The organism is Pseudonocardia sp. EV170527-09, assembly GCF_008369905.1.
Taxonomy (GTDB): domain Bacteria; phylum Actinomycetota; class Actinomycetes; order Mycobacteriales; family Pseudonocardiaceae; genus Pseudonocardia.
This window is the reverse complement of the sequence record NZ_VRMC01000011.1, coordinates 41506-59608: the sequence shown is the minus strand read 5'-3', so window position 1 is coordinate 59608 and position 18103 is coordinate 41506. Positions and strand designations below refer to the sequence as shown.

Here is an 18103-nt window from a genome sequence, read left to right as displayed (position 1 = left end):
CGATCGATTCGGGGGAGAGACCGGTGAACAAGCGCCCTGACCACGGACCACGTCGTCCGAGCCAACCGAGGGTGTCGGTGATCGTGCCGACCCGTAACGAGGCACGGAACCTCGAGGTGGTGCTGCCGGCCGTCGCGGCCGTGCGTCCCGCCGTGCACGAGGTCATCGTCGTCGACGGCGACTCCCGGGACGGCACCGTCGAGACCGCACGCCGTGTCCTGCCCGGCGTCCGGATCGTCCGCCAGACCCGCAAGGGCAAGGGCAACGCGATGGCCTGCGGGTTCGCCGCGGCCACCGGGGACGCGATCGTCATGTTCGACGCGGACGGCTCCGCCGACCCGCAGGAGATCCCGCGCTTCGTCGCCGCGCTCGTCGACGGCGCCGACTTCGCGAAGGGCAGCCGCTTCACCAAGGGCGGCGGCAGCGACGACATCACGCTGCTCCGCAAGGGTGGCAACGCCGGGCTGAACCTGATCGCGAACACGCTGTTCGGCACCCGCTACAGCGACCTCTGCTACGGCTACAACGCCTTCTGGGCCGACATCCTGCCGCTGCTGGACCTGCCCGCGGTCGACATGCCCCCGCACCCGGACGGCGGGATGTACTGGGGCGACGGCTTCGAGATCGAGACGGTCCTGAACTGCCGCGTCGCCGCCGCCGGTCTGACGATCACCGAGGTCCCCTCGGTGGAGAAGGAGCGGATGTTCGGCGAGACGAACCTGCGCACCTTCGCCGACGGCACCCGCGTCCTGCGGACCCTCGCCGCCGAGCGGCGTCGCGCCGGTCGCGAGGACCGGCCCGCCGTCCCCGGCCCCGCCGCGGTCGCCCCGCCCGCCGGACACCCGGCGGCGCCCACCACCCCGCCCACGGGATCGGTGCCGCCCGCGGCGCCGGACCGGATGGTCCCGCCGGCCCACCAGCGACGCCCGGCTCCGCGGCCGCGCGCCGACGCCCCGGCCCCGCAGCGCCTGCAGCAGCAGCCGTCGCGACCGGCCCCGCAGCCCGGCACCGCCCAGCCCGCTCCGGCGCAGCCGGCCCCGTCGCCGGTCGCCCGCGAGCAGCGCCCCGTCGGCGCCGAGCGGGACGGGTCCGCCCGCCCCGAGCGGACCGGTGTGCGGTACGCATGGGGGGAAGAGGCGTCCTGAACGCCCGGGACCGGATCGACCCGGTCCACGCCCCACCGGCACCCGTCCCACGGGGGACATCGTGCCGGGAGAACCACCAGTGAAGAGGAGTGAGCCGCGGTGAGCGTGCAGTCCGCAGCAGAGCTGACCCGCGCGAGGACCGCGCGGCGGTACGTCGCGATCCTGCTCGTCCTCGCCGGCATCGTCGCCTGCGGACTGAACGTCGCCGGGGTCACCGGGGGCGCCTTGGGGGAGTTCCGGCTGCTGGTCACCATCGGCTTCCTGCTGCTCGGCCCCGGCTGGGCCGCCGCGGGATTCCTGCGCCGCGCGCCCGCCGCGCACGTCTGGCTGCTGACCCTCGGGGTCGGCACCGCCGTCACCCTGATCGGCGGCCAGCTCATGGTCAGCCTGGGGCTCTGGTACCCGAGCGTCGCCCTGTTCGTCGTCACGCTCCTGTCGGTCCCGTTCCTGCTGCGCCACGCCGTGGTGGCCCAGTGAGCGGGACCTTCCGGTGAGGCCGGTCGGGCCGGCGCGTCCCCGCCCCGCCGCGGGGACGCCCGGTCCCGGCCCCGTCCCCGGACCACACGAGAGGGGCGTCGACCCGGAAGCCCCGACCCAGCGTCTGTCCACGGCGCACGCCCGGGCGCACTCGCGCCGCAACGCCGAGCAGCACACCGAGTTCCTGCCCCCGCTGGTCGGGCTGCGCGGGCCCGGTGAGAACCCGCCGACCCCGCCGCCCACCCCACCACCCGGACCGGGCGGCGGAGGCGGCGACGGCGAGCAGGTCCCGGACCGCAACGGCGGCATCGGTGACGGCATCGCCCTGACCCTGTGCTCGGGCTTCGGCTCGGTCGCCGGGCTGCTCGGCGTGCTGATCGCGACCCGGATCATGCCGCAGTCCGAGGTGGGCCGGGCCTCGGAGTTCGTGTCGGCCTTCCAGCTGATCGGCGGCGTCGCCCAGCTCAACCTGGGGCTCGCGCTGCTGCGCTGGCTCCCCGGGGCCGGCCGCAAGTCGGTCCGGCTGACCTTCGGCTCGCTGCTGCTGATCATGCCGCTGTCCGGGCTGATCGGCCTGATCTACGGCACGCTCGTGCCCCGGGTCGCAGAGGCCGCCGGCGGCGGATCGTTCGGCTGGGGACTGGTCGTCCTGGTCCTGACCTGCGCCGGCTGGTGCGTGTTCGTCGTCCACGACTTCGTCATGGTCGCCATCGGGCGGCCGTGGGTGGCGGTGTGGCGCAACGGCACCTTCGCCGTGATCCGGATCGTGCTGTTGCTGGCGCTGGGCAGCACGCTCGCGTCCGAGGCACTGGTGCTGTCCTGGGCGATCCCGGTCGTGCTGTGGATCACGGCGGGCACCGTGCTGCTCTGGTTCATGGTGCGGCGCTTCGCCCGCGCCGGCGGGCCGGGCACGCTCCCGTCGCGCCCGGAGATGATCGCGTTCCTCGCGCCGACCGCGCTGGCGCAGTGCGGCAACGCGCTGCTCTACAACCAGGTCCCGTTGTTCGCGAACTTCCGGATGGGCAACGAGATCGGCGCGGTCTTCTTCATCTGCTGGCAGGCGGTGACCGTCATCGACCTGGCCGCGACGTTCTTCACCAACTCGCTGACCGTGCAGACCGCCCGTGAGCCGCACCGCGCCGAGGAGTTCGCCCGCATCGCCCGGCGCCGGATGCTCCTGCTGTTCGTCCCGGCGCTCGGACTCGGCGCGGCACTGGGCTACCCGGTGCTGTCGCTGCTCGGAGAGGGCTACGCGCCCGGCGCCCCGGCGCTGGCCGTGCTCATGGGCGGGCTGTTCTTCCGGCTGATCGTCGTGTTCGAGCTCGCCCGCCGCCAGGCCGACGGCGACGGCATGGGCTACGCGAAGATCCAGTTGCTCAACACCGGCCTGGTCGTGGCCTTCGCCGGTCTGGTCCCGCTGCCCGAGCCCGGGACCGCGTCGGTCAGCATGACCATGCTGCCGGTCGTCCTCGGCTACGTCGGCGCGCAGGTCCTCTGCGCGCTGGCACTCAGATTCGTCCCGGCGTGGAACCGCCGGAGCACACCGGAGGTGAAGTCGTGACGTCGGAGACCCGCCGGACGGGCGGCCCCGACCCGTCCACCCGCGGCCACCGCGGCGAGGAGCCCGCCGTCGCGCGGACCCGCGTCGCGGAGGAGAGCGCGAGCGAGCGGACCCAGTTCGTCACGCCGCCGGGTCCGGACTCGCCGACCATGGCCGTCCGCGGCCCGGTCCCGCGCCCGCCCAGTGACGGCCCGCCACCGCCTCCGCCGCCCGCGCCGGAGACCGCCGAGCCGCTGTCCCCGCTGTGGGTCTGGGGCGCCCCGGTCCTGGCCGTGCTCGCGGTGCTGCTGCTGCCCGTCGCCGCGGCGACGACCGACTTGTCCGACCTGGGCGGCTGGGGCCTGGCCCCGGCGCTGAGCCCGTTCGCGTGGGTGGCCCTGCTGCTCGCGATCGGGGCCTGCCTGGTCGAGCTGTGGTCGCGCCGGCCGCGGATCCCGATGCTGGGCGCCGCGACGGGTGTGCTGCTGCTGTGCTCCACCGGACTGCCCTCGGTCGTGCAGCCCCAGGCCCGGTTCACCACCGCCTGGCTGATCTCCGGCTTCGTCGATGCCGTGGCGAGGAACAACGGCGTCCCGCCCACCGGTGTGGACGCCCGGTTCTTCTGGCCGGCGTTCTTCGCCCAGTGGGCGTGGATCCGCGACGCCGCGGGCGCCGACCAGCTCGACACGGTCCTGCGCTGGTACCCGCCCGCCGTCACCGCGGTGTGGGCGATCGGTGTGTATGCGCTCGCCCGCTCGATGCTCGGGGGCACCCGCGCACCGTGGGTGGCTGCCTGGCTGTTCATCGGCCTGAACTGGATCGAGCAGGACTACTTCTCGCCGCAGGCGACCGCGATCGTGCTGCTGCTGACGGTGCTGACCTTCGCGCTCGGCCCGCTGGCCACCCGTCGTGTCGACAACGCCGGGGTGCCGGGCTGGCCACGGGCGCACCGTGGGGCACCACCGCTGCCCCGGTGGCGGCGCTGGCTGGTGTCGGCGTTGACCCCGCCGAACACACCGACGCTGCCCGCCCGGCAGCTGCTGCTGATCTACTTCTGCGCGGCGCTGTGCGTGATCGCGGTGGCCCCGGCCCACCAGCTGACCCCGTTCGCCATCATCGGCCAGCTGGTCGTACTGGCGATCGTGGGCCGGTTCCGCGGCCGCGGGCTGGTGATCGTCGCGATCGCCGCGGTGGCGGTGTTCGTGCTGATCGGCGCCCGCGACTTCTGGATGAACCAGATCAGCATGATCATCGGCAGCGGCGACGAGGGCAGTGCGCTGCAGGCCGGCGTCGCCGACCGGTTCCAGGGCGACACGGGTCAGCTGGTGGGCAAGGGGCTCCGGGTCGTCATGACCGGCCTGACCTACGTCCTCGGGTTCGCCGGTGCGTGGGTCTACTGGCGCCGCCGGCGCGACCTCGTGCCGATCCTGCTGGCGATCATCCCGATGGGCATGGCGGTCGTGCAGAGCTACGGCGGCGAGCTGCTCCTGCGCGTGCTGCTCTACGGCCTGCCGATCCTGTCGATCCTGGCCGTCGACGCGCTGCGGGCCTTCGCCCGGGTCGACCGCAAACGCGAACGGCTGCTCGCGGTGGGCATGGTGGTGGTCTTCGGTCTGCTGATCTTCATCCGCGGCGGCAACGAGGCCTACACCGACGTCACCACCGAGGACGTCCAGATGACCCGCAAGGCCTACGACGAGGCGCCGCCCGGGGCGACGGTGCAGCCGTTGTCGACGGTCGGGCCGTACGCCCTGGAGGGCGTCGGCGAGCACAACAACATGGCCTCGGGCGGTCAGGGCTGCGCGGTCCTCGCCGCGGACCCGTTCCGCTGCATCGACCAGGTCCAGCCGCAGACGCTCCTGTTCTACCCGGCGATCGAGAAGCAGGGCGTCGTCCTGAACGACCGCCAGCCGGGCTGGACGCTCGAGATCCGCAACCAGCTGATCGCGTCGGGCCAGTACCGCGCGACCTACGAGAGCGGCTTCGACGCGATCCTGGTGCGCAACGACCCGCCCCCGGCGCCGGGTGTCCCGGCACCGGCGACGGGCCCGGCACCGGCGGCCGGCGGGGAGGTGCCGAACCCGTGAACGGATTCCTCCTGACCTGGCTCGCCTTCGGCCTGATGCTGGCGGTGTTCGCCGCCCGCGCCTGGGTGGTGGAGACCAGCCGTGGCCGGCTGGTCACCAGCGGGTCCGCGCAACGCGGACTCACCGCGGCCGCCGTCGCCTCGGTGGCGCTGTTGATCGTGATGCTGACCCTCAACGGCGGTGTCGAGCTGGTCGAGCTCGTCTCGGGCGGTCAGGCCGACGTGACCCAGCCCGCCGAGCCGGTGCCCGGGCAGGATGCGGCGGTGCCGATCCAGCCGCAGGCCCCGGCGCCCGCGGCACCTGCTGCACCCGCGGCCCCGGCCAACTGACCGGTCCGCGAACCACGAGGGCCCCGGCGCCGTACGGCGCCGGGGCCCTCGTCCGTGCCCGTGGTCAGCCGCTGTAGCCGATGGCCACGTACTTGGTCTCGAGGAACTCGTCGATGCCGATCGCGCCGCCCTCGCGGCCCAGCCCGGACTCCTTCACCCCGCCGAACGGGGCGGCCGGGTTCGACACCAGCCCGGTGTTGAGCCCGATCATGCCGCTCTCGAGGTTCTCGGCGATGTGCAGCGCCCGGTTCAGGTCGCGTGTGTACACGTAGTTGACCAGGCCGAACTCGGTCGCGTTGGCCGCGGCCAGTGCCTCGTCGGCGGTGTCGACGACGGTGATCGGCGCGACCGGGCCGAAGATCTCCTCGTGGTTGAGCCGGGAGTCGACCGGCACGTCGGTGAGCACGGTCGGCGGGTAGAAGTAGCCCGGCCCGTCCTGGGCCTTCCCGCCGAGCGCGACCGAGGCGCCCGCGGCGACGGCGTCGGCGACCAGGTCGGTGACCTTGTCCCGGCCCTTGGCGTCGATCAGCGGGCCGACGTTCACGCCCTCCTCGGTGCCACGGCCGACCTTGAGCGCACCCATCCGCTCGGCGAGCTTGGCGGTGAACGCCTCGGCGACGCCGCGCTGGACGTAGAACCGGTTCGCCGCGGTGCAGGCCTCGCCCATGTTCCGCATCTTGGCGATCATGGCGCCCTCGACGGCGGCGTCGACGTCGGCGTCGTCGAGCACGATGAACGAGGCGTTGCCACCCAGCTCCAGCGACGAGCGCAGCACCTTGTCCGAGGCCTGGGACAGCAGCAGCTTCCCGACCGGGGTGGATCCGGTGAACGACATCTTCCGGGCGCGGCCGTCGCGCAGGATCGGCTCGATGACCGCGCCGGCGTCGGTGGCGTTGATGACGTTCAGGGCGCCGTCGGGGAGGCCGGCGTCGGCCAGCACCTGCGCGAACGCGAGCATCGTCAGCGGGGTCTGGGGTGCGGGCTTGATCACCGAGGCGCAGCCGGCGGCGACCGCCGGGGCGATCTTGCGGGTGCCCATGGCCAGCGGGAAGTTCCACGGGGTGACGAACACGCAGACCCCGACGGGCTGGCGGATGGTGAGGAAGCGGGTCTGGCCGTTCGGGGCGACCTGGTAGCCGCCGTCGATGCGCACGGCCTCCTCGGAGAACCAGCGGAGGAACTCCGAGGCGTAGGTGACCTCGCCCTTGGCCTCGGCGAAGGGCTTGCCCATCTCCAGGGTCATGAGCAGGGCCAGGTCGTCGATCCGCTCGTGGAGCAGGTCGTAGGCGCGGCGCAGGATCTCGCTGCGCTCCCGCGGTGCCATCGCGGCGATCGTGGGCTGCGCGGCGTGCGCGGCGGCGAGGGCGTCCATGCCGTCGGCGGGGGAGGCGTCGGCGACCTCGGTCAGGACCTCTCCGGTGGCCGGATCCTCGACCTTCGCGGTCGCGCCGTTCTCCGCCTGCCGCCACTGGCCGCCGATGAACAGGCCGGTGGGGACGGCATCCAGCACCCTGCGCTCGTCAGCATTGGTGGTCATGCCCGGAACGTACCCCGGTGAGTCGGCCCATAGACACCGGCGGCGTCGGCGGGGCTGGGTCATGATGAGGCCCGTGGCAGTGACATCGACAGCGGCAGCGGCGCTGCCCGAGCTCGTGCCCGACCCGGTCGAGCTCCCCGCCGGGCTGGCGGACCTGCGGGCCGAGGTCCGGTCCTTCCTCGACGAGGAGCGCGGCGCCGGCCGCTGGACCCCGCGCGCGGACGTGTGGCTCTCCGGCTGGGACGAGTCGTTCTCGCGGCGGCTGGGGGAGCGCGGCTGGCTCGGTATGACCATCCCCACCGAGTACGGCGGGCACGGCCGCACCGCGCTGGAGCGCTACGTCGTCACCGAGGAGCTGCTCGCCGCGGGCGCCCCGGTGGCCGCGCACTGGATCGCCGACCGCCAGATCGGGCCGTCGCTGCTGCGCCACGGCACCGAGGAGCAGCGTCGCGCGTTCCTGCCCGGCATCGCCCGCGGCGAGGTGTACTTCGGCATCGGCATGTCCGAACCGGACTCCGGTTCCGACCTGGCGTCGGTGCGGACCCGGGCGACCCGCGTCGACGGCGGGTGGCGGCTGTCGGGCACCAAGGTCTGGACCTCCGGGGCCCACCACGCGCACGCGTTCTTCGCGCTGGTGCGCACCGAGCCGCGCGACGACGCCCACCGGCACGCGGGCCTGTCCCAGTTCCTGGTCGAGCTGGACTCGCCCGGGGTGGAGATCCGCCCGATCCCGCTGCTCACCGGGGCGCACCACTTCAACGAGGTCCGCTTCGACGACGTGTTCATCCCGGACTCGCGGGTGTTCGGCGAGATCGGCAACGGCTGGGCCCAGGTCACCGGGGAGCTGGCGTTCGAGCGGTCCGGGCCGGAGCGGTTCCTGTCGACCTACCCGCTGCTGTCGTCGCTGGTCGGGGAGCTGACCGCGGCGGCGGGCGGTGTCGACACCGGCACCCGGCGCCGGGTCGGGTCGCTGGTGTCGCGGCTGTGGACGCTGCGGGCCATGTCGCTGGCCGTCGCCGGGGCGCTGGAGTCCGGTGAGGCGCCCGAGCTGGCCGCGGCCCTGGTCAAGGACCTCAGCACCCGCTTCGAGAACGAGATCGTCGACGCCGCCCGGCTGCTGGTCGACATCCCACCGGACCCCGGCGCGGAGTCCGGGTTCGCCCGGCTGCTCGCCGACGCCGTGCTGCACGCGCCCGGGTTCACCCTGCGCGGCGGTACCAACGAGGTCCTGCGCGGCATCGTCGCGCGGGGGATGGGACTGCGCTGATGGCCCGCAACAGCGACCTCGCCGACCTGGCCGCCTCGATCCTGGCCGCCGGGTCCGACGACCGCGAGGGCAGCGGCCTGGACACGGCCGCCTGGAAGGCGTGCGCCGGGGCCGGGCTGACCTCGCTGACCGACCCGGAGACCGGCGGCACCCTCGACGACGCCGCCGTGCTGCTGGAGGTCGCCGGAGCGGCGGCGGCCCGGCTGCCGCTGGCCGAGACCGACCTGCTCGTCGGGTGGCTGGCCCGCGCCGCCGGGCTCGCCGTGCCGGACGGGCCGCTGGCCGCCGTCGTCACCGACGCGACCGGCGGGGACCGTCCGGCCGGGGCCGCCGGGGGCGCGCTCACCGGCGGCGGCACTCACGGCGGCACCGTGTCGGCGGAGCTGACCCGGGTGCCGTGGGGGCGCTCGCTCGCCGCCGTCGTCGTGCTCGACGGCGACCGGGTGCTCGTGCTCGACGCGGCCGCGGCGCGGGTCACCGAGGGCGTCAACCTCGCCGAGGAGCCCCGCGACGGACTGACCCTCGACGCGGTCACCCCGACGGCCACCGGCACCGCCCCGGCCGGCGCGGCCACGGAGCTGACCCTGCGGGCGGCGCTGGCACGATCGCTGCTGCTCGCCGGCGCGGCCCGCGGCGCGCTGGCCGCCTCGGTCGCCTACGCCGGGGAGCGCACCCAGTTCGGTCGCCCCATCGGCCGCTTCCAGGCGGTGCAGCAGATGCTCGCCGAGGCCGGGTCGGAGGTCGCCGCCGCATCGGCCGCCTCCGCCGCGGCGACCTCGACCGCGCAGCGCGCGGGGTTCGCCGCCGCGGAGACCGCGTTCGCCGTCGCCGCGGCGAAGGCCCGCTGCTCGGAGGCGGCCACGGCCGTCGCCCGGATCTCCCACCAGGTGCACGGTGCGATCGGGTTCACCCGTGAGCACGCGTTGCGGCTGGTCACGACCCGGCTGTGGGCCTGGCGGGACGAGGACGGCAACGAGGCGTACTGGAACGACCGGGTCGGTGCGGCCGCCCTGGCCGCGGGCGCCGACGGCCTCTGGCCGCTGGTGACCGGGCGGCCCTGACCCCGGCCGGAACCCGGTGATCGTCACGAGTGAGGGGATCGGTGCCACATCCGGCACCGATCCCCTCGCGTCCGCCGATCACATCTTCCGGAAGTCCCAGCTGGTGATCTTCTCCGGGCGCAGCCGCAGCCAGGCGTGCCGGCCGTCGATCACGACCTGCCCGCCGAAGTAGCGGTCGGCCATCGCCTGCTCGACCCGCTCCAGCTCGGGGTGCGGCTCCCCGGTGCGCGGGACCTCGCCGACGACCTCGACCGAGCCGCGCAGCTCGACCCCGCGCAGCTCGGCGTAGTCGTGCCCGGCGTCGACGACGACGGCGATCCGCGGGTCGCGCTGCAGGTCGGTCCAGCGCTGCGAGCGCGACAGCGAGGTCAGCCAGAGCGCCTCGCCGTCCCACACGTACCAGAGCGGGGTGGCGTGCGGGCCGTTCACGCCGTTGGTGGCGACCCGGCAGGTGCGCTCGGCGTCGAGGAACGCGGTGACCTCCTCCGGGGTCATGGCGATCTTCCGTGCGCGGCGCTGCGGCTTCGGTGCGGTCATGGGTCGAACCTAGATCAGGGGCCCGGCGCACGGAGCGGTCCGGTCGGGCCGGTCCGGGCCCCGGCGGGTCGTGGCCCCGCAGGTCGCGCCCCGGCGGCGGGGCGCGGCCCGGCCCGGGAGACGATCGCGGTGTGCCCGACACCCTGAGCCCCGGCCTGGAACGGCTGCTCGCCACCGACCGTCCGACGCCGTACCTCGCGCTGGACCCCGTCGTCGTCGGGGAGCGGTACCGCGCGCTGGCCGCGGCGTTCGGCGATGCCCGCATCCTCTACGCCGTCAAGGCCTGCCCGGAACCCGCCGTGCTGCGCACCCTCGTCGCGGCCGGGGCCGGGTTCGACGTGGCCTCCCAGGCCGAGATCGACCTGTGCCTGGCCGCCGGGGCGGACCCGGCGACCCTGCAGCACGGCAACCCGGTGCGCGGCCCCGGCGCCGCCGCCCGGGCCGCCCGCGACGGCGTCACCCGGTTCGTCACCGACAGCGTCGAGGACGTCGACGCCCTCGCCGCCGAGGTCCCCGGCGCCCGGGTGCAGGTCCGCCTCTCGGTCGACGACACCGGCTCGGCGACACCGTTCCACGGCAAGTTCGGCGCGCCGCCCGACGCCGCCGTCGCGCTGCTGGGCCGGGTCGCGGACCGCGGCCTGGACGCGGCCGGGGTCACCTTCCACGCGGGCTCCCAGCAGACCCGCCCCGCCACCTACGCCGGGGCCGTCGCGCTCGCGCTGCGGGTCGCCGGGCGGGCCGGGCTGCGCCGACCCGAGCTGGACCTGGGCGGCGGCTGGCCGGTGGCCTACCGCACCGCCGTCGCCCCCGCGCAGGACTACGCCGCGGCCGTGCGCAGCGCGGTGGCCGCGGCCGTCGCCGCCGGGCACGTGGACGACGCGACGCTGCTGCTCGAACCGGGTCGCGCGCTGGTCGCCCCGGCCGGGGTGCTGCGTGCCCGGGTGCTGCGGGTGTCCCGCCGTCCGGGGGTCGACCACCGTCGCTGGGTGTACCTCGACGTCGGCCGCTACCAGGGCCTGGCCGAGACCGAGGGCGAGGCGATCGCCTACCCGCTGCGCGTGCCCGGCCGCTCCGGCCCGTGCGGACCGGTCGTGGTGGCGGGCCCCACCTGTGACGGCGACGACGTCGTCTACCGCCGGACCCCGGTCGCGCTGCCGCTGGACCTGGCCGCGGGCGACGTCGTCGACCTGCTCGGGACCGGCGCCTACACCTCCAGCTACGCCTCGGTCGGGTTCAACGGCTTCGGACCGCTGGACGTGGTCGTCGGCGAGGAGGGGGCGGCGTTCCCACATCGCGGTTAACGTGTCCGGACGTGTCATCTTCCACCTCGCCCATCATGTCCGAGCCCGCCACCGCGGCCGGAGAACTGCATCCGGGCACCGGGCTCGGGACGGGCGCGCCCGCACTGCCCAGCACCTCGTCGCCGGTCGGCAGGCACGTCCTGGCCGAGCTCGGCGGCATCGCCCCCGAGATCCTCGACGACTGCGCCCGCCTGCGCAGCGATCTGACCGCCGCGCTGACCGAGGCCGGTGCCCAGGTCCGCCAGGTGGTCGTCGAACGGTTCGAACCGCAGGGGGCGACCGTCGTCGCGGTCCTGGCCGAGTCGCACGCCTCGATCCACACCTGGCCCGAGCACGGCGGCATGCACGTCGACGTGTTCACCTGCGGTGAGAGCGCCGACCCGGTCGACGCCGTGCGCCGCCTCGCCGACCGGGTCGGCGCGACCGACACCGCGTTGCAGGTCGTCGACCGCGGCGGCGCCCCGCGCACGGTCACCGAACCCCTCTCGCCCGGCCTGACCCGGCGCTGGGACCTCGGCCGGGTCCACCACGTCGCGGACACCGGGTTCCAGCACGTCGTCGTCGCCGACACCGCCCACGGCGTCACCCTCTTCTGCGACGACGAGCGCCAGTCCACCGAGCACACCCAGCTCACCTACCACGAGGCACTGGTGTGGCCGGGTGCCCTGCTCGCCCGCGAGCTGGACCGGGTGCTGATCATCGGATCCTCGGAGGGCGTCGCGTCGGAGATGGCGGTCGCGGCCGGCGCGAGCCGGGTCGACCACGTCGACATCGACGCCGAGGCCGTCCGGATCTGCGCCGAGCACCTGCCCTACGGCTACACCCCCGAGTCCCTGGCCGCGGCCGAGCGCGGGGAGGGCCCGGTGCACCTGACCTACGGCGACGGGCGGCAGTTCGTCCTGGACGCGCGTGAGTACTGGGACCTGGTGATCGTCGACCTGCCCGACGAGCGCCCCGACGAGCCCGACGCCCAGATCAACCGGCTCTACGAGGAGGAGTTCGTCCGGGCCTGCGCACAGCGGCTCACCCCGGGCGGGGTCCTGGTGTTCCAGGCGGGCAGCCCGGCCGTGTGGCGGGACGCGACGCTGCGCTCGGCCTGGCAGCGCTTCGCCGGGGTGTTCGGCGAGACCGGCGGTCGCGGGGTCTACATCGGGTGCGAGGAGCACGAGTGGGCCTTCCTCGCCGGCGTCCGCGAGCCGATGGCCGACCCCGGCGCGGTGGCCGCCGAGCGGCTCGCGTCGATGCCGTCGCAGCCCGAGCTGTGGGACGCGACCGCGCTGCGGCACCGTCTGGTCGCGCCGCTGTCGCTGCGCAGGCTCACCGACTGAGCGAGCCCCGTCCACGGTGCGTGACGGGCCGGGAGGTCCCGGCCCGTCACGTGCGCCGAACGGGGCGTAACCGGTCCGCGACGATGATCGTTGGTCGGTCAGGACCGGCGTGCCCACGCCGGTGACGTCCGACCGGAGGTCCGAGAACCCGTGCGCCGTCCCCGTCCGTCCCGGTGGCTCGCCGTGGCGACCATGACCCTGCTGAGCTCGGCCGGGATGAGCGCCCTCGCGCCCGCGCAGGCGGAGGCGCCGACCACGTTCGCCGAGACCACGCTGTCCGCGCGCAACCTCGACTCCGCCCCGGTCGGGCGCTTCGTCGCCCTCGGCGACTCCTATGCCGCGGGCCCGCTGGTCCCGGTGCAGCAGGGCACGCCGTCGGGGTGCCTGCGCTCGAACCAGAACTACCCCTCGGTGCTCGCCCGCTCCGCCGGCATCGGCCGGTTCACCGACGTGTCCTGCAGCGGTGCGACGACCGAGGACATGACGGCCCCGCAGGAGGTGAAGGCCGGCCCGAACCCGCCGCAGCTCGACGCCCTCGACGGCTCCGAGTCGCTGGTCACGCTGACCATCGGCGGCAACGACATCGGGTTCTCCGGGATCATCAGCGAGTGCGTGCGCCGCTCCTCGGCGAACCTGTTCGGCGCGGCCTGCAAGGACTTCTTCACCGCGGGCGGCACCGACCAGCTCGCCGAGCGGATCGACGGCACCGAGTCGAAGGTCTCCGACGTGCTCGAGCAGATCCGCGAGCGGTCGCCCGCCGCGCGGGTCGCCGTCGTCGGGTACCCGTCGATCCTCCCGGACACCGGTCCCGGCTGCTACCCGGTCATGCCGTTCAGCGCGGGCGACACCGCCTACCTGCGGGAGACCGAGAAGAAGCTCAACGCGATGCTGGCCGGCGCCGCGCGCGACGCCGGGGTGGACTACGTCGACACCTACACCCCGACCATCGGCCACGACGCCTGCACGCTGCCCGGCGTGAAGTGGGTCGAGGGCCTGGTCCCGACCTCGCCGGCCGCCCCGGTGCACCCGAACGCCCAGGGCATGCGCGCGATGGCCGCCGCCGCGGGCGACGTGCTCGGCATCCCGGTCGCCCGGCCGGCCTCGCAGCCGGTCCCGGGGGCGACGAACCCGGTGCCGACCGAATCGCTGCCGCCGCAGGCCCGCACCGCGGGCTGACCCCCGGACCGGCGGTCGCGGTGCGTGTCAGACTCGCACCGTGACGCGGACGGTCGAGCGCGGACGGCGCATGCCGGTGCCGGCCCGGTGGGGCGAGCTGCGGACGTGGGCGGCCGCGGTCGACCCCGGCCACACCCGGCTGCACCTGGCCTCGGTCGCGACGGCGGCGATGCTGCTCGCCGCCGTGCTGGCGAGCGTGCTGCGCGCGCTGACCGGGCAGCCGGTCACGATCGTGCTGTTCTCCGTGGTGCTGGCGATGATCAGCAACCTGGCGGTGAACGAGAACGACCTGCGACGGCGGCGGGTCACCACCGCGCTGATGGTGCTGCCCGCCGTGGCGTCGGCGACGGTGTCCGCGTTGCTGTCGACGAACCGGGTCGCGGCCGATGTCGTGTTCGTCCTGGTCATGGTCGTCGCCGTCGCGGTCCGGCGGTACGGGCCGCGTGGGGTCGCGCTGGGCATGGCGGCGTTCATGCCGTTCTTCTTCGTGCAGTTCCTGCACGCCGGCCCCGCCGAGCTGCCGTACCTGCTGGCCGGCGTGGTGATCGGCATCGGCAGCACCTTCCTGTTGCGCTGCCTGGTGTTCACCCGCCGCTCCGAGGCCGTGCTGGACGCGCTGTTCCGGGCGTTCGAGGCGCGGCTGCTCACCGCCGTCGAGGCGGTGCGGACCACCGAGGGCGAGCCCGACCTCGACCCGCTGGTGCGCGCCCAGGCCCGGCTCAACGAGACCGCGCTGCTGGTGACCGACCGGCTCGACGACACCGACCCCGACACCGGCCCCGACACGGACGCCGACGCCGACACCGCCGCCGGGACCGACACCCCGACCGCCACCCCGACCGCCACCGGGGGACCCGCTGCCGGCCTGCGGCAGTGGATCATCGACTCCGAGCTGGCCGCCGAACGGGTCGCGATGTCGGTCCGCCGGTCGGTCGAGCACCACGACCCGATCCCCGACGAGGACCGCGCCGCGCTGGCCGAGGGACTGCGGGCCCTCGCCGCGGCCACCGCCGTCGGGACGCCCGGCGCGATCGCCGCCCGCCTCTACGACGGCGCCCGGTCCGCCGTCGCCGACATCGTGGACCGGCCGTCCGGGGTCGGGCCCGCCGCCCGCGAGCAGCGCATCGGGTTCGCCGTCGTCCGGCTCGCCGACGCGATGCAGACCACCGTCGAGCAGGCCCGGCTGCGGATCGCCGAGCACCACGACACCGACCGGGCGACCGCGGGCGGCGACCCCGTCCCCTCCGGCGACCCCGCCCCGGCCGGTGAGACCGCTCCCTCCGGTGAGACCGGTGGCGACACCCCGGCGGGCCGGGACCGGTTCGAGGGGCTCGCGCTGCACACCCGCCAGGCGGTGCAGGTCGGCGTCGCCACCAGCCTCGCGATCGTGGTCGGCGAGCTCATCTCACCGGCCCGCTGGTACTGGGCGGTGATCGCCGCGTTCGTCGTGTTCGCCGGCACCGCCAGCCGCGGTGACGTCCTGAGCCGCGGCTGGGCCCGCGCGGTGGGCACCGCGGGCGGCGTCGTGGCCGGGATGCTGCTGGCGCTGCTGGTGGGCGGCAACGTCGTCGCCAGCCTCGCGCTGCTGTTCGTCTGCGTGTTCCTCGCCCTGTACCTGGTGCGGATCTCGCAGGCGATGATGGCGTTCTGGATCACCGCGGTGCTGGCCCTGCTCTACGGCGTGATCGGCCAGTTCAGCGTGCAGACCCTGGTCCTGCGGGTGGAGGAGACCGTCGTCGGTGGCGCGCTGGGCATGCTCGCCGCCTACCTGATCCTGCCCACCCGCTCGCGCACGGCCTTTGCCGAGGCCCTCGACGACGCACTCACCGCGGTCGACGTCTCCCTGCGCACCTCGGTCGACGCGGCACTGGGCCGCCCCGGAGCCGGTGACCCGCTGGAGCGGGCCCGCGCCGTCGACGCCGCGGTGGCCACGGTGCGGACCCGCGCGGTGCCGCTGGAGCACCCTGTCGCCCGCAGGCCGCTGCGCCGCGGGGTGCACCACACCGTCCGCGTCGTCGGCGCCATCGACCACTACACCCGCCAGCTCGCCGCCCAGGCCGCGACGGCGTCGGCGCCCGGCTGGGCCGCGACGCTGGAGCCCGCGGCCGAGCGGGTCCGCGCGGACCTCGACGGCCTTCGCCGCATCCTCGACGACGGGTGGGGCCCCACCGCCCGGCGCGAGCACCCGCCCGGCGCGAGCCCCGCCGACTACGGCGTCGGCTCCGCGGAGGAGCTGCTCGACGCCGCCGAGGCCGACGCCGCCTCGCGGGCCGTGGTCGGCCCCGGGACCGAGCGGACGCGGCGGCTGGCCGCGGCGCGGATGCTGCGCCGGATCGACCAGCTCGCGGTCGGGCTGGCCCGGGAGCTGTGCGGACAGAGCTGGAGCGAGCCCGCGCCCGCCGGGCGCGGCGCCGGTCACGCGGACGGGTCCGGGGCGTCGACCGCGGGTTAGGGTCCGGCCCGTGATCTCCGTGAGCACCCACGACGACGTCGGTCTGATCGAGCTGAACCGCCCCGAGCGCCGCAACGCCCTGGACATCGCGACCTGCCGGCAGCTGGTCGACGCGGCCGCCGAGGTCCGCGCGGCCGGCGCGCGGGCGGTCGTCGTCGCCGGGAACGGGTCGGCGTTCTGCTCCGGCGCCGACTTCGGCGAGGTCTACACCGACGAGTTCCTCGACGCGCTCTACACCGGCCTGCACGCGGTCGCCGATCTTCCGATGCCGACCGTCGCCGCGGTGACCGGGCCCGCGATCGGCGGCGGGCTGCAGCTGGCCCTGGCCTGTGACCTGCGGGTCGCCGCCCCGGAGGCGGTGTTCGGGCTGCCGACCGCGCGGCTCGGGCTGGCCGTGGACCCGTGGACGATCGAGCGGCTGGTGCAGATCGCCGGCGGCGGCACGGCCCGCAGCCTGCTGCTGGCCTGCGCCACGGTCGACGCCGCCACCGCGCACGCCCGCGGCCTCGCCGACACCCTCGGCGACCGCGACGCCGCGCTCGCCCTGGCCCGTGACATCGCGACCATGGCCCCGCTCACCCTGGCCTACAACAAGCGTGCGGTGAACGCGTTCGGCCGTGGCGGGCACACCGACCCGGCCGTCGTCGACGGGCTCGCCGCGGACTTCCGCGGCTGCTGGACCGCCGAGGACATCGCGGAGGGCCGCGCCGCCCGCACCGAGAAGCGCGTCCCGGTGTTCCGGGGCCGCTGACCGGCGGCGCCGACCGTCCGGCGCGCCTCGCGTACCGCCGATCGGTGGTACGCGATGCACCCGTTCAGTCCAAGATCGTGATCAACTACGGTTCGAGCACGACCGGTGGCGCTGTGCATCCGGTCGGTCCGGGCGGGCCGAGCCCGCCCGGACCCGACGGAGGAGCGGACGGATGCGGGCACGGGGACGGAGCCGGATCGTCGGGCTCCTCGTGGCGGGTGTCGCGCTGAGCGGTGCCCTCGCCGGGCTCGTGGTGGGCCCCGCCCTCGCCGAGCCGTCGGAGCAGCCCGACCCCACCGACCGGCAGGTCGCGACCGGCTCGCTCGTCGCCGGGACGCCGTGCACCTCCTCGGCGCGCGCCTGTGTGGACCTCGCGAGCCGCTCCACCTGGCTGATCGAGGCGGGCCAGGTCGTCGCCGGACCGGTCGCGATGCGCCCGGGCGACCCGGAGGCCCCCACACCGACGGGCACCTTCGCCGTGCAGTGGAAGGCCGAGCAGTGGACCAGCCGGGAGCGGCTGACCCAGATGCCGTGGTCGGTGTTCTTCGCCCAGGGCGGGATCGCCTTCCACCAGGGCGACCTCTCGACCCCGTCGGCCGGGTGCGTCAAGCTCGGCGAGTCCGATGCGCGCCAGTGGTTCGAGAACCTGCAGGTCGGCGACCAGGTGCAGATCCACTGACGACACACCCGGGTGTGAGCCATCTCCCGCGGGGGTTCTACGCGCAGTAGAAAGGTTCGCGTAGGATGACCTACGTGACGAGTCTGGGCGAGTTGGAGCGGGCGGTCATGAACGTCCTCTGGGAGTCGGACCGGGACATGACGGCCCGTGAGGTGCAGGATCAGCTCGCCGACCGCGACCTGGCCACGACGACCGTGCTCACCGTCCTCGGTCGGCTCGAGCGCAAGCAGCTGGTCCGGCGCATCCGCGACGGCCGGGCCCACCACTACCGCCCGGTGGCCAGCCGGGAGGACCACGTGGCCGAGCTGATGACCGACGCGCTCGACGACGCGTCCGACCGCGGTGCCGCCCTCGCGCGGTTCCTCGGTTCGATGTCGGAGGAGGAGCGGTCGCGCCTGCGTGACCTGCTCGGCTGAGCGCCGGACGGTCGAGGATC

16 protein-coding genes are annotated in these 18103 nt (G+C 75.0%); 14 read left to right on the top strand and 2 right to left on the bottom strand.

Going from position 1 to position 18103, the window contains the following annotated elements; translation table 11 throughout:
* The first annotated feature begins 23 nt into the window (after nt 1-23).
* The 5 genes from FVA95_RS05215 to FVA95_RS05195 all read left to right on the top strand — a co-directional run bounded on the left by FVA95_RS05215 (nt 24) and on the right by FVA95_RS05195 (nt 5578).
* Nucleotides 24-1145, top strand: coding sequence for a glycosyltransferase family 2 protein (locus FVA95_RS05215; RefSeq protein ID WP_255474615.1), 1122 nt, complete (start codon nt 24-26; stop codon nt 1143-1145).
* A gap of 99 nt (nt 1146-1244) precedes the next feature.
* Entirely contained in the window at nt 1245-1622 is a 378-nt protein-coding gene (locus tag FVA95_RS05210; RefSeq protein WP_020623972.1) for a hypothetical protein, read from the top strand.
* A 13-nt stretch (nt 1623-1635) separates the two neighbouring features.
* Nucleotides 1636-3183, top strand: coding sequence for a lipopolysaccharide biosynthesis protein (locus FVA95_RS05205; protein WP_149663182.1), 1548 nt, complete (start codon nt 1636-1638; stop codon nt 3181-3183).
* Nucleotides 3180-5249 (top strand): hypothetical protein, encoded by a 2070-nt coding sequence (locus FVA95_RS05200; protein WP_149663181.1) that lies wholly within the window; start codon nt 3180-3182, stop codon nt 5247-5249. Before FVA95_RS05205 ends, FVA95_RS05200 begins: the two co-directional genes overlap by 4 nt.
* On the top strand, nt 5246-5578 hold the full coding sequence (locus tag FVA95_RS05195) for a hypothetical protein (protein WP_149663180.1): 333 nt from the start codon (nt 5246-5248) through the stop codon (nt 5576-5578). The genes FVA95_RS05200 and FVA95_RS05195 overlap by 4 nt, the downstream gene beginning before the upstream one ends.
* 64 nt (nt 5579-5642) lie before the next feature.
* Here FVA95_RS05195 and FVA95_RS05190 read toward each other — a convergent pair whose 3' ends face one another.
* The gene (locus FVA95_RS05190; protein WP_149663179.1) at nt 5643-7115 is read right to left on the bottom strand and encodes an NAD-dependent succinate-semialdehyde dehydrogenase; all 1473 of its coding nucleotides are present in this window, start codon (nt 7113-7115) and stop codon (nt 5643-5645) included.
* Nucleotides 7116-7179: 64 nt separating this feature from the next.
* Here FVA95_RS05190 and FVA95_RS05185 point away from each other — a divergent pair, with 64 nt between their 5' ends.
* The gene (locus tag FVA95_RS05185) at nt 7180-8382 is read left to right on the top strand and encodes an acyl-CoA dehydrogenase family protein (protein ID WP_240051282.1); all 1203 of its coding nucleotides are present in this window, start codon (nt 7180-7182) and stop codon (nt 8380-8382) included.
* The gene (locus tag FVA95_RS05180; protein ID WP_149663177.1) at nt 8382-9443 is read left to right on the top strand and encodes an acyl-CoA dehydrogenase family protein; all 1062 of its coding nucleotides are present in this window, start codon (nt 8382-8384) and stop codon (nt 9441-9443) included. The genes FVA95_RS05185 and FVA95_RS05180 overlap by 1 nt, the downstream gene beginning before the upstream one ends.
* A 78-nt stretch (nt 9444-9521) precedes the next feature.
* On the opposite strand, the gene FVA95_RS05175 is transcribed toward FVA95_RS05180, so the two are convergent.
* Nucleotides 9522-9980 (bottom strand): pyridoxamine 5'-phosphate oxidase family protein, encoded by a 459-nt coding sequence (locus tag FVA95_RS05175; RefSeq protein ID WP_149663176.1) that lies wholly within the window; start codon nt 9978-9980, stop codon nt 9522-9524.
* A gap of 131 nt (nt 9981-10111) precedes the next feature.
* Between FVA95_RS05175 and FVA95_RS05170 the strand changes: the two genes are divergently transcribed.
* The 7 genes from FVA95_RS05170 to FVA95_RS05140 all read left to right on the top strand — a co-directional run bounded on the left by FVA95_RS05170 (nt 10112) and on the right by FVA95_RS05140 (nt 18083).
* Complete coding sequence (locus FVA95_RS05170; protein WP_240051281.1) at nt 10112-11281, top strand: type III PLP-dependent enzyme; 1170 nt, start codon at nt 10112-10114, stop codon at nt 11279-11281.
* 35 nt (nt 11282-11316) lie between these two features.
* Complete coding sequence (gene speD / locus FVA95_RS05165) at nt 11317-12609, top strand: adenosylmethionine decarboxylase (RefSeq protein ID WP_149663175.1); 1293 nt, start codon at nt 11317-11319, stop codon at nt 12607-12609.
* 192 nt (nt 12610-12801) lie between these two features.
* On the top strand, nt 12802-13785 hold the full coding sequence (locus tag FVA95_RS05160) for an SGNH/GDSL hydrolase family protein (RefSeq protein ID WP_240051280.1): 984 nt from the start codon (nt 12802-12804) through the stop codon (nt 13783-13785).
* 40 nt (nt 13786-13825) lie between these two features.
* Nucleotides 13826-16237, top strand: coding sequence for an FUSC family protein (locus FVA95_RS05155; RefSeq protein ID WP_149663173.1), 2412 nt, complete (start codon nt 13826-13828; stop codon nt 16235-16237).
* Between the two features lie 10 nt (nt 16238-16247).
* A complete protein-coding gene (locus tag FVA95_RS05150; protein ID WP_149663172.1) occupies nt 16248-16988 on the top strand; it encodes an enoyl-CoA hydratase in 741 nt (246 codons plus the stop codon).
* A gap of 172 nt (nt 16989-17160) precedes the next feature.
* A complete protein-coding gene (locus FVA95_RS05145) occupies nt 17161-17667 on the top strand; it encodes a L,D-transpeptidase (protein WP_075333456.1) in 507 nt (168 codons plus the stop codon).
* Nucleotides 17668-17741: 74 nt separating this feature from the next.
* Complete coding sequence (locus tag FVA95_RS05140) at nt 17742-18083, top strand: BlaI/MecI/CopY family transcriptional regulator (RefSeq protein ID WP_139318712.1); 342 nt, start codon at nt 17742-17744, stop codon at nt 18081-18083.
* The last annotated feature ends 20 nt before the right edge of the window (nt 18084-18103 follow it).

What these genes read in the sequence shown, in the direction of transcription:
- speD (WP_149663175.1), top strand. Translation starts at nt 11,317, where the DNA reads ATGTCCGAGCCCGCCACCGCGGCCGGAGAACTGCATCCGGGCACCGGG.
- FVA95_RS05145 (WP_075333456.1), top strand. Translation starts at nt 17,161, where the DNA reads ATGCGGGCACGGGGACGGAGCCGGATCGTCGGGCTCCTCGTGGCGGGT.
- FVA95_RS05185 (WP_240051282.1), top strand. Translation starts at nt 7,180, where the DNA reads ATGAGGCCCGTGGCAGTGACATCGACAGCGGCAGCGGCGCTGCCCGAG.
- FVA95_RS05175 (WP_149663176.1), bottom strand. Translation starts at nt 9,980, where the DNA reads ATGACCGCACCGAAGCCGCAGCGCCGCGCACGGAAGATCGCCATGACC.
- FVA95_RS05190 (WP_149663179.1), bottom strand. Translation starts at nt 7,115, where the DNA reads ATGACCACCAATGCTGACGAGCGCAGGGTGCTGGATGCCGTCCCCACC.
- FVA95_RS05160 (WP_240051280.1), top strand. Translation starts at nt 12,802, where the DNA reads ATGACCCTGCTGAGCTCGGCCGGGATGAGCGCCCTCGCGCCCGCGCAG.
- FVA95_RS05180 (WP_149663177.1), top strand. Translation starts at nt 8,382, where the DNA reads ATGGCCCGCAACAGCGACCTCGCCGACCTGGCCGCCTCGATCCTGGCC.